The sequence below is a fragment of the Stenotrophomonas sp. STEN029 genome, from assembly GCF_056760015.1.
Map to the genome: position 1 here is coordinate 15,498 of NZ_JBRREC010000066.1, position 12,836 is coordinate 28,333.

The 12,836-nt window shown below is 61.0% G+C and carries 11 protein-coding genes, 1 tRNA gene and 1 pseudogene; 1 reads left to right on the plus strand and 12 read right to left on the minus strand.

Annotated elements, in window-relative coordinates:
- Nucleotides 1–124 precede the first annotated feature (124 nt).
- Nucleotides 125–463, plus strand: a complete 339-nt coding sequence (locus ACVOLI_RS14290) for a hypothetical protein (RefSeq protein WP_481614928.1) — start codon at nucleotides 125–127, stop codon at nucleotides 461–463.
- Between the two features lie 138 nt (nucleotides 464–601).
- Here ACVOLI_RS14290 and ACVOLI_RS14295 read toward each other — a convergent pair.
- From ACVOLI_RS14295 to fabD, 12 genes and pseudogenes are all read right to left on the minus strand, one after another.
- A pseudogene (locus tag ACVOLI_RS14295) lies at nucleotides 602–730 on the minus strand (IS3 family transposase); the annotation flags it as partial.
- A gap of 253 nt (nucleotides 731–983) precedes the next feature.
- Nucleotides 984–2,633, minus strand: coding sequence for a hypothetical protein (locus ACVOLI_RS14300; protein ID WP_481614929.1), 1,650 nt, complete (start codon nucleotides 2,631–2,633; stop codon nucleotides 984–986).
- Nucleotides 2,630–4,312 (minus strand): hypothetical protein, encoded by a 1,683-nt coding sequence (locus tag ACVOLI_RS14305; RefSeq protein ID WP_481614930.1) that lies wholly within the window; start codon nucleotides 4,310–4,312, stop codon nucleotides 2,630–2,632. The genes ACVOLI_RS14300 and ACVOLI_RS14305 overlap by 4 nt, the downstream gene beginning before the upstream one ends.
- Nucleotides 4,313–4,877: 565 nt before the next feature.
- A tRNA-Val gene (locus ACVOLI_RS14310) sits at nucleotides 4,878–4,952 on the minus strand.
- 63 nt (nucleotides 4,953–5,015) lie between these two features.
- Nucleotides 5,016–5,369: a PilZ domain-containing protein gene (locus ACVOLI_RS14315; protein ID WP_282268537.1), complete on the minus strand. Its 354-nt coding sequence runs from the start codon at nucleotides 5,367–5,369 to the stop codon at nucleotides 5,016–5,018.
- Nucleotides 5,366–6,325 carry a DNA polymerase III subunit delta' gene (locus ACVOLI_RS14320; protein ID WP_303749122.1) on the minus strand — a complete coding sequence of 320 codons (960 nt, stop codon included), beginning with the start codon at nucleotides 6,323–6,325 and terminating at the stop codon, nucleotides 5,366–5,368. Before ACVOLI_RS14320 ends, ACVOLI_RS14315 begins: the two co-directional genes overlap by 4 nt.
- A gap of 34 nt (nucleotides 6,326–6,359) precedes the next feature.
- The gene (gene mltG / locus ACVOLI_RS14325; protein WP_481614931.1) at nucleotides 6,360–7,418 is read right to left on the minus strand and encodes an endolytic transglycosylase MltG; all 1,059 of its coding nucleotides are present in this window, start codon (nucleotides 7,416–7,418) and stop codon (nucleotides 6,360–6,362) included.
- A gap of 72 nt (nucleotides 7,419–7,490) precedes the next feature.
- Nucleotides 7,491–8,843 (minus strand): aminodeoxychorismate synthase component I, encoded by a 1,353-nt coding sequence (locus tag ACVOLI_RS14330; protein WP_481614932.1) that lies wholly within the window; start codon nucleotides 8,841–8,843, stop codon nucleotides 7,491–7,493.
- A 232-nt stretch (nucleotides 8,844–9,075) separates the two neighbouring features.
- Nucleotides 9,076–10,338 (minus strand): beta-ketoacyl-ACP synthase II, encoded by a 1,263-nt coding sequence (fabF, locus tag ACVOLI_RS14335; RefSeq protein WP_481614933.1) that lies wholly within the window; start codon nucleotides 10,336–10,338, stop codon nucleotides 9,076–9,078.
- A gap of 123 nt (nucleotides 10,339–10,461) precedes the next feature.
- Nucleotides 10,462–10,701, minus strand: coding sequence for an acyl carrier protein (gene acpP, locus ACVOLI_RS14340; RefSeq protein ID WP_054659808.1), 240 nt, complete (start codon nucleotides 10,699–10,701; stop codon nucleotides 10,462–10,464).
- 151 nt (nucleotides 10,702–10,852) lie between these two features.
- A complete protein-coding gene (gene fabG, locus ACVOLI_RS14345; RefSeq protein ID WP_303749118.1) occupies nucleotides 10,853–11,596 on the minus strand; it encodes a 3-oxoacyl-ACP reductase FabG in 744 nt (247 codons plus the stop codon).
- Nucleotides 11,597–11,681: 85 nt separating this feature from the next.
- Nucleotides 11,682–12,626 carry an ACP S-malonyltransferase gene (gene fabD, locus ACVOLI_RS14350; protein WP_303749117.1) on the minus strand — a complete coding sequence of 315 codons (945 nt, stop codon included), beginning with the start codon at nucleotides 12,624–12,626 and terminating at the stop codon, nucleotides 11,682–11,684.
- Between the last annotated feature and the right edge of the window lie 210 nt (nucleotides 12,627–12,836).

Below are 12,836 nucleotides of genomic sequence, written 5' to 3' on the forward strand. Positions count from 1 at the left end.
TTGTGGCCCAAGCCGAGCATCCCTAAGATCAACACGTCCGCGCGACGGCACACCCAGTCCCAAAAACGCGCAGAGCATCCGACGCACAGCATATAGCCCCACCTAGCCATTAAATGGAAAATAAATGGATTACGAAACGAGCGTCAAACTGGCACTACACCTTGGATATGAAGAAATCCATGATCCGAAAGCCTTCAAAAACCGTTATTTCGTTAAAAATGGAAAGAAATGGATCCACGATATTGAAGGACTAATGAATCACTTGAATATTAGTCAATATTCCAAATTAGAGACCCTAGGATATGACCTCAACAACTACCATAGCTACAAAAATTTCTCAAATGAAATGGCAAAGCAAGAGATGCAGTCCATTTACAACGACATTACACACTGCGACGGAGAAGAAACCTACCTAAGCGACGGCATGTGGCTACTACCAGATGGCTCACTGAAAGAACGATAAAACACGGATGAACGCTTACACCAGCGCCGCATTGTTGTGCAATTGCGCCGCCAAACAACGGAAACCATCCAATGAGCTTTACAAACCCTCGACCAACCAGCTCGACCCCGACGCCCCCGGCCTGAGTAGAGGTCGGGTTTAGAATCCGGTATTGATCTTATCTGTGTTCGCCGCCAACTGCGCGGCGTACTGGGCAGGTGTCATCCGGCCGAGTGCTCTTTTGGGCCATTCTTCGTTGTAGTCACGTCACCAGGTTTCGATGCTGGTGTCGCCTGCCCGTAAACTTGATCCAGGCATTTTTAGCCTGGCATTGAGTTACGGGGAGTCGACATCCCCAACAACACCTGCAGTCCGGGCCGGCAGCCTCAGATCCAGATACCTCACGCCGGTGACCGGGCGCCTAGCGTTGCTACAGGAAACAATGTTCAACAGGCGCGGTCAGCATCTCGGCGCTATAGCGAGGCCGTCAAGTCCATGGCGAAGGCAATCAAATCCTTGGACATGACTGCCATCTCAACGGTCAAAGTTCAGCGATCAACTGCGCGGGTAGCGGAAAGCCGATCCTCGTGCAACAAAGAACTAGGAGAGGTGACACGTTCCCCGAGATCATGCTTAGTTTGGAGTGATCGTCATTCGCACGAAGTGCCGCAGCTACTTGACGCTGAACATCTGCCAGACTGCTACCGCGCTCAATCAATACCGATTTACCATGGTAGTCCCGCTCTTGAAGCAACCCACCATCGCTGGACATATCGGTCATCCAAAGCTGCAGCGAGGCCTTAGGCCAATGCTTCGAGACGACCTCAGATAGCTTGTCTAGCTGATCGGCAAGTCCCTTGGAAATGCAGAACATGGCGATCAGAGGAATCAGAGTACTTGCGCCACCGGCCCGCTCAAAGTATCTGTCATCCTTGCTCTTGGGATGCATTGCCAAATCACTATATGAAGTGAACACAACTGGGTAACGCGTCCTGGAAGCAAGCGCGAAACCCAACCGCGATATCATTTCTCCAATAATGGAAGCCAGCCGCACATCTTCGTTCCGACACGCGGACGAAAGCAGCATTACGCTGCCAATGCTGCCGGACTGAAAGTCCGCAATTGGAAGTGTGAGTGCCGGGTTCTGCTCCCAGACATCCACTGCATCCTTGAGATAGCTGGCCACATCACGCAGTCCTGCAACGGAGCGGCCCTCATCCTGCAGCCAACTTCGCCAGAGTCCAGCTATGGCGCATCTTCCTAGTAGACGGTGCCCAATGAGGCTAGCGTCCACAGGGCTCCTCGAACCAACTGCTCTCGCCAACCAGTCCTCTGAACTCATCATTGGTCGGATGCGGCTATCGAAGAAGGTATCAAATACCTGAAGATGCATCTCCACGCATCTCGAGAAGGATTCCCTCATCCTTTTTTTAACCGACTTACTCTCTGCCTTGCATGTAAGCGACCACAACGCAGTTAACGAAATCTCGCTGGCGCGTATCGCAGACTCCATATTGCCGGCTTGCCTACACCATACGTAAATTATCCAGGCACATACATTCATCTGCAAAGCAGCGCGAACCAAGCCAGCATCATCAATAGCCGCCCCCTTAATTAGTTCTGCGAGGTCCTTGAAATGCTTCTCTGAAACATCCGGAAAATCCACCATCGCGATTGCTTTCTGAAGTGGACTGCGGAGCCCTTTTACGATTACCGACTCCCCATGTTTGCCGCTCATCAGCATGCCGGCCAAGCGTTCGCCGTTCCACTCACTAAACTCGACTTGCGCGCTACGGTGCTTCCTGCAGAACCCTGTAAACAGTTCACGCACCGTTTCACTCATCGCGCCACCAATGACGACGCAGACAACGACCGGATCGTTTCGGTATTCGTCCGGCAGACGATTGGGAATGTAAGTCTCCAGGATCTCATCTAGTGACTGCCTCACGGCCTGCGTGGACCCGCTCCAGTCTGCTCTATTCAGGTCGCCCGGTTTAATTGTGAACAAGTACACCACGCGCCCCGACTCTTCTACTCGAGTCGCTCCCACGTCGACGCCTCGCTGGGCCCCTCCTCTACCGGGCCTAGAAAAAACTTCAAACCCATGCTCAGCCAAGAGATCAGGGAAGATTGCATCCAGTTCGTCGCGTTCCCGCAGAGATGACAAATAGTCATATAAAAGAACTTTCACCTCAGCCCTCGCTCCCTACAGCTCAATAAAATCATTTCCAGCTTCAGAGGATCTAAAGAGAGCATCCTTGGCTGCTCAAATTGAATACTGAGGGTATTCATTTCTATCTCCTGATAGCTAGGATCTTCATTAGGCCGATGGTAAGTAGATATAATCGACTTACCGTAGAGAACTTGGGTCATAGGAAATACGGCCATCAATCCCGAGGGCTCCACGGCATCGCCGGCCTCTTGGAAGGTTCGCTCGTCAATCTCGCGGCGAATAAAGTTCATCTGCTCGGATGGCTGTAGCTCCGGGACGTCGATGCGTTCAAGACGATTGAGGCGCTCTCGCTCTTCCAAGATAATCTCAGAAAGCCCCATAGCCTGTTTGTCTGCCTCGTCCAATGCAGCTAACATCTCGAACACCCCGCCATAGTTCCTCAGAAACAAGTCGTTGAGGAGAGCTTTCGCCAGCAACTTATCTTCTGGCTTGACCGAATGCCTTAAAATCCATAGAAGACAATTGACAGCCACAAACTGATTCGTGAATAGCCATCCGGCAGCAGCATACGCTGCGCGACTCCAGCGATCAGATGGAATCTCACTGAAATCCACTTTGAGCGCCGCCGCGGGTGTTTCCTCGATGCCGATCATCTCGCTCAACATCTTAAGAATGGAAACATCGCCATACGCGAGCCAGTCCGCGATTACTCGTGGCGCATGATCTCGATCGGCCGCAATGGTTGCGACAAGGGACTTAAATGCTGGACGAAGTTCCGCCGAAACTTCCATCGACGACAGTCGACGAATTGACTCCCCAGCAAGAGCTACTGATTCGCTTGCGGTCAAGTGAGTGAGCGCCGACAACACCGCAGGCAAGCCCTCAGGGTGGTCCGAGACCATTACTTCTATCACCCTTATAAACTGCCGAGTGTGCGCTACACCTCCTCGCCAAGCATAACGCGATAGTGCATCAGTTGCAGAGTAAAGGTCCGCAAGCGAGCCGCCCTTCTCATAGCCTCCTAGGAGCTTAGAAAGTTGTCCCTGGTGAGAGCCGGAAAGCACTGACACGGCAGCCGGGAGCAACCGACGCGCGATCTCGCCTTCTTCCCGATGAGAACCTAAGATGAGCAACCTCGCAGCAATCGCGTCCCTGCTGCTTTCAGACGGTTCCTTCCAGGTTAGTGCCAGCAAAGCTCCGGCAACGATTCTACTATTTGTAGATTGAAGCAGCCTTACAGCCAACGCATCATCAGAGGACGCGTTAATCAGCTGCGGCAAGAGCTCCAAAGCACCTGCGTCGCCACCGCTCGCCATATTGAGCAGCAAATCGACCTGACCTTGCCTTTTTGCTCCCCATTGCTCAAACGCATCTAGGATGCTGCTTGCCGCCAGATCTGGACTTGCCTTTGCGTGGAGCCCACGAACCGCATCTTTGACAGCAATATGATCGGCATCGATTAACGGGAGAGCCGCGCAAATCAGATGAAGCGCCAAGAAGAATTCTCTCCCCTCAAGCGGTATTGCCTCTGCGAACAGACACACTAGATCGAGTGTTCCGGAATTGTGCAACGCAGCCAGTGATTCCGCCGTCCCAGGATCAAATATGCCCTTTGGATCTATCGAATCTAGCAGTGCAGTCCAGAAGTTGGGCTTTAACGCAGCTTGGAGAATCGCATCATCACTAACTTTGCTCACACCGCTCCTTCCTTGGCCAAGGTTTTTTTAGACGATGCGCCACTGGCGTACCGGATGCAAATAGGCGGGAGTCGGTGTAGTTCCGGCTACTGGAAATTCGACGCAACCTGATGCAATGGAGTAACACCGAGCCGAAGGATAAGAACCCTTTCGCTATCCCCCAATAGCCATATCAATCGACAGGTCGACTTGTTCGATCAATGGTCAATCATGGCCTTAGCAAGCTCCTGCCCTCGGCGGACTGCCTCATCGTAGGTAGGCCAACTGTGGTCGCTGTCCTGCCTGGGAGGCAAACCATCCACGAGTACATCGACCGTGAACGTAGCTCCTTCCCAATCCAGCACTCGAATTTCGTAGGACCGGCCGCCATGCTCACCATACTCACTACGGCTCGTCATCTTGCTTTGCATAGATCAGCTCCTTCTGCAGGACGATCGATGGAGGCTACACGATCAGGAGGACCATTCGCAGGACGTATGCCTGTCCGGATCACAACGGGCTCATCGCCATGCACCCACGAAAAAACCGGCCTTCGCCGGTTTTGTCTGCAGCACTCAAATTTTGATGGTGGGCGGTACAGGGATCGAACCTGTGACCCTTGCCGTGTGAAGGCAATGCTCTACCGCTGAGCTAACCGCCCGTGTTGCGAGCCGCTCATTATAGGGGGCTGAGCGAACACGTCAACATCTTTCTTCACACGATTTCACATCGTCTGCGTGGGCTTGTCCGAGCTGGATGTGCCGGCCAGCAGGGTTTCGATCTTGTTGCGGATGGCTTCGCCGTCGGCGCCGTCGGCGAGCTGCACGCCGATGCCGGCCTGGCGGTTGCCCTGCGCGCCCAGCGGGGTGACCCAGACCACCTTGCCGGCTACCGGCAGGCGCTCGCTGGAGTCTGGCAGGGTCAGCAGCAGGAACACCTCGTCGCCGAGGAAGTAGCGCTTGGGCGTGGGTACGAAGACGCCACCGTTCTTCACGAACGGCATGTAGGCGCCGTACAGCGCTGCCTTGTCCTTTACCGCCAGCGAAAGGATGCCCTGGCGGGCGTTCGTCGCACTCATCGAATAGTCCCCTTGGATTGCACTTGGTTGGCCGCGCCCCATGCCAGCAGCAGCTCCACCACGGCCAGGTCGGCACGGATGGTGGTGCGCAGCAGGTCGCGGGTGCGATTGGCGGCATCAAACCAGGCGGCCAGCTTGTTCAATCGGGCCGGATCGGTCAAGCCGTCGGCCGCTTTCTTCAGTGCCAGGTCGGCGGCATGGCGCAGGCGCAGGTCGGCGTTGTCGTCGCCGGTCCAGCGCTGGGCCAGCTCGACGCTGCCCAGCTTGCCGGCCAGCAGCTGCTCGAGCTCGCTGGCCACCTGCCGGCGCAAGGCCATGCCCTCGCCTTGCAGCCACTGGTCGGCCAATGCCGGGTGGCCACGGGTGGCGTCCAGCGCTTCACGCGCCACGCCTTCGGTATAGCCACGCGACTGCAGCCAGGCCATGGCTTCCTCGCGCGGCGGCATACGGAACTCCAGGCGCTGGCAGCGGCTGCGGATGGTCTGCGGCAGGCGCGCCGGGTCGGCACTGAGCAGCCACAGGTAACGCCCCGGCGACGGCTCTTCCAGCGTCTTCAGCAAGGCATTGCAAGCGGCGCGGTTGATGGCATCGGCCGGATCGACGATGACCACCTGGGCCACGCCGTAATGCGGGGTCAGTGCCAGCTTCTGCGAGATCTCGCGCACCTGCTCGATGACGATCTCGGTGCGCAGTTTGTCGCCGGTCTTGTTGGGGATGAAGCTGGTGAACTGCAGGTCCGGGTGGGTGCCGGCGGCGATCAACTGGGCGTTGCGCTGGCGTGCCGCCGCGTCCTCGCCGTGGTTGAGCACATGCGCGGCCAGCCGCATCGCCACCGCACGCTTGCCCATGCCGGCCGGGCCGCACAGCAACAAGCCATGGCCGAGCCGGCCCACGTCCAGTGCAGCCACGGTCTGGTCATAGACGCGCTGCTGCCAAGGGGCCAGTGCTTCGCTCATCGGGACATCCTGTAGATCATTCGAGTCATGCCGCTCATTGCGACGCCGCCTCGCTGCGCTTCGCACGCAGCCGCTTCAGGTACTCGGCCACGGCGCTGTTGTGATCGGTGTAGGACGCGGAGAACACGTGCGCACCACTGCCATCGCCGACGGCCACGAAGTACAGCGCATCGCCCGGTGCCGGCTTGGCGGCGGCATGCAGCGCGTCGCGGCCGGGCATGGCGATCGGCGTCGGCGTGAGGCCGGCGCGGGTATAGGTGTTGTAAGGCGTGTCGGTGGTCAGGTGGATCTTGCGGATATTGCCGTCGTAGGCGCTGCCGATGCCGTAGATCACGGTCGGGTCGGTCTGCAGGCGCATGCCCATCTTCAGGCGGCGCGCGAACACACCGGCAATCTGCGGGCGCTCGCTGGCCAGGCCGGTTTCCTTCTCGATGATGGAGGCCAGGATCAGCAGCTCGTAGGGCGACTTCAGCGGCAGGTCGTCGCTGCGCTCGGCCCAGGCGGCGGCCAGCTCCTTCTCCATCGCCGCGTGGGCGCGCTTGAGCACGTCCACGTCGCTGTCGCCGCGCTGGTAGATATAGGTCTCCGGCAGGAAGCGGCCTTCCGGGTGCTGGTCGGCGAAGCCGAGCTTGGCCATCAGTTCGGTGTCGGACAGGTCGGTGGTTTCGTGCTGCAGCGGCTGTGCACGCGCCAGGGCGGCACGCAGCTGGCGGATGTTCCAGCCTTCAACGATGGTGACGCGGTATTGCAGCACCTTGCCCTGGCGCATGTTCAACAGCAGCTGGCGCGGCGTGAGTGCCGGATCGAGGGCGTATTCGCCGATCTTCAGCTTGCCGGCAGCGTCGAGCTGGCGGGCCAGCAGCTGCCATTGCAGGTCGTCGCCTTCATCGACGCCAGCCGCGCGCAGCTTGCGCAGCACGCTGTTGAGCGAATCACCGGAAGCGATGCTGACGCTCTGCTCGGACGGGGTCAGCGGCGCGTCGGCAAAGTTGCCCTGCCGCTGCCACAACCAGGCCGCACCTGCGCCTGCCAAGGCGACCAGCAGCAACAACACCGCCAGCACCAACAGACATCCGCGCTTGGCACCCGCCATGGTCACCCCGTCTTCAAATAGTGGATGCGCAGGATACCGCGCTGGCGGCAACGCCAGCCAAAACGGCGTTCATCATTGTGGATCGAGCGCACGCAACAGCCCGCGCGCCTTGGCCCGGGTTTCGTCCAGTTCCTTGTCGGCCAGCGAATCCACCACGATGCCGGCGCCGGTGCGGAAGCTGGCGGTGCTGCCCTGCACTTCCGCGGTGCGGATCAGGATGTTCAGGTCCATGTCGCCATCGCGGTTCAGCCAGCCGAAGGCGCCGGTATAGGCACCACGGGCGGTCTGTTCCAGCTCAGCGATGACTTCCATGCAGCGCACCTTGGGGCAGCCGGTAATGGTGCCGCCGGGGAACGTGGCGGCGATCACTTCGCCCGGGGTGACCCCCGGGCGCAGGCGCGCGCGCACGTTGCTGACGATGTGGTGCACGTGGGCGTAGCTCTCCACGATCATCAGTTCATCGACTTCGACGCTGCCGGGCGCGGCGATGCGGCCCAGGTCGTTGCGCTCCAGGTCGATCAGCATCACGTGCTCGGCGCGCTCCTTGGGATGGCCGACCAGCTCCTGGATGCGCGCGGCATCGTCGTCGCCTGCAAAGCGCGGGCGGGTGCCGGCGATCGGACGCGTCTGCACCACATCGCCGCTGACCGAGACCAGCCGTTCCGGCGAGGAACTGACCACGGCGCGGCCGGCGGCCGTGAACAGGCCAGCGAAGGGTGCGGGGTTGGCGGTGCGCAGGCGCGCGTACAGCGCTTCGGGTGCGAGTTGCGCGTCGAACTGGGCCTGCCAGCGGCGCGACAGGTTTACCTGGAAGACGTCGCCGGCATGCAGGTAGTCGATGACCTTGTGCACGCCATCGGTGAAGCGCTCGCCTGCGTCTTCGTTGATGGTTGTTGGGCCGTTCCACTGCGGCAAGGGCGGCAGCTGCGCGGCTTCGTTTTGATCGTGCTGGAGCTGGCTGAGCAGGTCTGCGGCGTCATCTTCGGCGATGGCGATGCAGCGGCCGCTGTCGCGCTCGCGCAGTACCGCTGCCGGGCAGCGCAGTGCGATTGCGGTTGGCAGGCTGTCGCTGCGCTGTGGCAGCTGCAGGATGGGTTCGATCTGTTGCGCGAGCTCGTAATCGAGCAGCAGGGCCCAGCCGCCGCGGAACGGGATGTCCGCTTCCATCGGGTTGCGGTCTTGCCACAGGGATTGCCAGTCGCGGTCGAGTGCGGAGAGGAAGTCGCCTTCGACTGAGGTGCCGTCTTCGCGTTGCAGGCTGCCGTCGGGGTTAAGCAGGAGTTGGCTGCCGTTGGCGATCAGCAGCATGTCCCACTGGCCGAGCTTGCCGGCGGCGGTGGATTCAAGCAGGACCGGATAGCGATGCGGTGCGAGCCGATGCAGCGCCAGCAGGTCGGTGTCGGCGCGCAGGGGGAGGATGTGCATCGTGGGCCCGAAGAAGTCAGGGAGGAGCGCGCCCTTCTCCCTCCGGGAGAAGGTGCCCCGAAGGGGCGGATGAGGGTGCGGGTGGCTGGCGATGTTTGGCTGCCAAGAGCTGGAGCCCAACCGACCGTTCACCGTTGCTGCTTCGGCCTTACCCTCACCCCAACCCCTCTCCCGAGGGGAGAGGGGCTTTTAGCGGGGCTTTTAGCGGGGCTTTTAGCGGGGCTTTGAGCCTTTAAATCCGCTTGAACACCAGCGTGCCGTTGGTGCCGCCGAAGCCGAAGCCGTTCGACATCACCACGTCCACATCGGCCTTGCGGGCCACGTTCGGCACGTAGTCCAGGTCGCAGCCTTCGCTCGGGTTTTCCAGGTTGATCGTCGGCGGGATGATGCCGGTGTTCAGCGCCATCACCGAGAAGATCGCTTCCACGCCGCCCGCTGCACCCAACAGGTGGCCGGTCATCGACTTGGTCGAGCTGACCAGCATCTTGTAGGCGTGCTCGCCGAAGGCGGTCTTCATCGCCATGGTCTCGCCCAGGTCGCCCAGCGGCGTCGAGGTGCCGTGTGCGTTGAGGTAGCCCACCTGCTCCGGGGTGACGCCTGCGTCCTTCATGGCCGCGACCATGCAGCGGGCGGCGCCTTCGCCGTTCTCGCTCGGTGCGGTCATGTGGTACGCGTCGGAGCTTGCGCCGAAGCCGGCCAGCTCGCAGTAGATCTTCGCGCCGCGCGCCTTCGCGTGTTCGTACTCTTCCAGGATCAGGATGCCGGCACCGTCGCCCAGCACGAAGCCGTCACGGCCCTGGTCCCACGGACGCGAGGCCTTCGTCGGGTCGTCGTTGCGGGTGGACATGGCCTTCATCGCGCAGAAGCCGCCCAGTGCGGTCGGCGAGGAACCACGCTCGGCGCCACCGGCAACCATCACGTCGGCGTCGCCGTACTGGATCATGCGCATCGCCGTACCGATCGAATGGTTGGACGTGGCGCAGGCGGAAACGGCCGAGAACGACGGGCCCTTCAGCCCGGCGATGATGCTCAGCTGGCCCGGCAACATGTTGATGATGGTCTTGGGCACGTAGAACGGCGAGATCTTCTTGCCTTCGTGGAACTCGATGGTCTGCTCTTCGATGCCGAGCAGGCCGCCGATACCGGCACCGACGATGGCGCCGATGCGCTCAGCGTTGGCCTCGGTGATTTCCAGGCCCGAGTCGTGCAGCGCCATGAAGGCGGCACCCAGGCCGTAATGGATGAACGGGTCCATCTTCTTGGCATCCTTGCCGGTGACCCGATACTTGCCGAACTGGGGGTTGTCGGCGGTGATGTCGAAATCCTTGACCTCACCTGCAATTTTGGTTGTGAAACGTTCCAGATAGTTATCTGCAACATTCGTCAGCGGGCCGATGCCCGAACGGCCGTTGATGATGCCTTCCCAGCTGCTGGCCAGATCATTGCCCAGCGGCGACACCATGCCCATGCCGGTAACAACTACGCGACGACTCATTGCGGATTCTCCTGGCCCCGCACGCGGGGAGATTCAAGCTTAAAAGCACGGGGCCGCATCAGCGGCCCCATGGGTTTGCAACGCGGCAGACAGGCTTGCCGACCGCGCCTTGTCAGACCTGGATCAGGCCTTGACGTGTGCCTTGACGTAGTCGATGGCAGCCTGGACGGTGCCGATCTTCTCAGCTTCTTCGTCCGGGATTTCGCACTCGAACTCTTCTTCCAGCGCCATCACCAGCTCGACGGTGTCCAGCGAGTCTGCGCCCAGGTCATCGACGAACGATGCGCTGGTGGTGACTTCTTCTTCCTTGACGCCAAGCTGCTCAACAACAATCTTCTTGACGCGTTCTTCGATGGTGCTCATTAGGATATCGCTCCAGATGGAGTAGTGGTTCAAAAGACGCCAGCCCCCAGGGCTGGCCGTGGGATAGTGTAGTGGAAACCGTAGCGGCGGTGTTTCTGAACAAAAAAGCCGCGACAATCAACCACTTGGGTGCATTCCCTGCACACCACGCTTACGGCATGTACAAACCGCCGTTCACGTGAAGGGTTTCGCCGGTGATGTAACTGGCCGACGGACCGGCCAGGAACGCCACCGCCTTGGCGATGTCTGCGGGCTCGCCGAGGCGGCCCAGCGCGACCTGGCCGAGCATCGCCGACTTGGCGTCCTCGGGCAGATCCTTGGTCATGTCCGTGTCGATGAAGCCCGGTGCGACCACGTTGACGGTCACGCCGCGGCTGCCGATTTCCTTGGCCAGCGACTTGGAGAACGCAATGATGCCAGCCTTGGCGGCGGCATAGTTGGCCTGGCCGGCATTGCCGGTGACGCCGATGACCGAAGCGATGTTGATGATGCGGCCCTTGCGTGCCTTCATCATGCCGCGCATCACCGCCTTGGAGGTGCGGTAAACGCTGGTCAGGTTGGTGTCGAGGATGGCCTGCCAGTCCTCGTCCTTCATGCGCATCAGCAGGTTGTCGCGGGTGATGCCGGCGTTGTTGACCAGGATGCTGATGGCGCCGAATTCCTTGCTCACCGCGTCGATCAGCGCATCCACCGCGCCCGGCTCGGTCACGTTCAGTGCGCGGCCGTGGCCGCCGACCGCGGCCAGACGCGTACCGATGGCGGCGGCGCCGTTGTCGGTGGTGGCGGTGCCGATGACGGTCGCGCCCAGCGCGGCCAATTCGTCGGCAATGGCAGCACCGATACCGCGGCTTGCGCCGGTGACCAGCGCGATTTCACCCTGCAATGGCTTGCTCATATCTGTTCCTTGTATGCATGGCACCGCGCACGCGCAGCGCCCATCATGACCATGCGCAGACTACGCCCGCGCGACGATCGCTTGCTCAGTTGGCCCACTCTTCCAGCGCACCGGCAAAGTCTGCCGGGGTGGCGAGCGAACGCCCTTCGATGTTCTTGTCGATGCGCTTGACCAGACCAGTCAGCACTTTGCCCGGGCCGCATTCGGCGACGCGGCTGACGCCACGTGCAGCCAGTGCCTGCACGCAACCGGTCCATTGCACCGGCTGGTACAGCTGCTGCACCAGGGCCTGACGGATGGCATCCACGCCGTCATGCACCTGTGCATCCACGTTCTGCACCACCGGCAAGGCCGGCTGCTGCCATGCCAGGCCGTTCATCACGGCTTCCAAGCGATTGGCGGCTTCGCGCATCAGCGGCGTGTGCGAGGGCACGCTGACGGCCAGCTTCACCGCCTTGCGCACGCCCTTCTCGGCCAACAACGCGAGGGCGCGGTCGACTGCGGCAGCGTCGCCGCCGATCACGATCTGACCGGGCGAATTGAAATTGGCCGGCACCACCACCTGGCTACCAGCAGCCTCGGCGCAGACGTCCAGCACCAGCGCGTCTTCGGCGCCGAGTACGGCGGCCATCGCGCCAACACCGGTCGGGGCGGCGTCCTGCATCAGCTGGCCACGCAGGCGCACCAGATGTGCGCCGTCGTGCAGCGTCAGCGCGCCAGCGGCGACCAATGCGGTGTACTCGCCAAGGCTGTGACCAGCCAGAACCGCCGGCTGTGCGCCGCCCTGTGCATTCCACAGGCGCCATACCGCGATGCTGGCGGCCAGTAGCGCCGGCTGGGTGAATTCGGTGCGATTGAGCTGCTCTTCCGGGCCGCCCTGCGACAACGCCCACAGATCGACGCCCGCACCTTCGGAGGCCTCGGCAAAGGTTTCACGGATCTGCGGATGCAATTCAGCCAGTTCGGCCAACATCCCAATGGATTGCGAGCCCTGGCCGGGGAATACGAAAGCGAGTCGGGAGTCAGTCACGCGGTCTTCTGCTGCTTCAATCGAAGGCCGGAATAATAAGCGCGAAAGCGCCCGCCCGTCTGTACTGGCGCGTATGCAGCACGACTCTGTAGTGGGGGGGGGGGGGGGGGGGGGGGGGGGGGGGGGGGGGCGGGGCGCGGGGGCGGGGAGGGGGGCGGGGGGTGGGTTTGTGGGGGGGGGGGGGGGGGGGGGGGGGGGCGGGGGGGAGAG

Coding starts and splice junctions, on each gene's coding strand:
- ACVOLI_RS14330 (WP_481614932.1), bottom strand. CDS start 8,843: ATGCACATCCTCCCCCTGCGCGCCGACACCGACCTGCTGGCGCTGCAT.
- ACVOLI_RS14315 (WP_282268537.1), bottom strand. CDS start 5,369: ATGAGTGCGACGAACGCCCGCCAGGGCATCCTTTCGCTGGCGGTAAAG.
- ACVOLI_RS14290 (WP_481614928.1), top strand. CDS start 125: ATGGATTACGAAACGAGCGTCAAACTGGCACTACACCTTGGATATGAA.
- mltG (WP_481614931.1), bottom strand. CDS start 7,418: ATGGCGGGTGCCAAGCGCGGATGTCTGTTGGTGCTGGCGGTGTTGTTG.
- acpP (WP_054659808.1), bottom strand. CDS start 10,701: ATGAGCACCATCGAAGAACGCGTCAAGAAGATTGTTGTTGAGCAGCTT.
- fabF (WP_481614933.1), bottom strand. CDS start 10,338: ATGAGTCGTCGCGTAGTTGTTACCGGCATGGGCATGGTGTCGCCGCTG.
- ACVOLI_RS14320 (WP_303749122.1), bottom strand. CDS start 6,325: ATGAGCGAAGCACTGGCCCCTTGGCAGCAGCGCGTCTATGACCAGACC.
- fabG (WP_303749118.1), bottom strand. CDS start 11,596: ATGAGCAAGCCATTGCAGGGTGAAATCGCGCTGGTCACCGGCGCAAGC.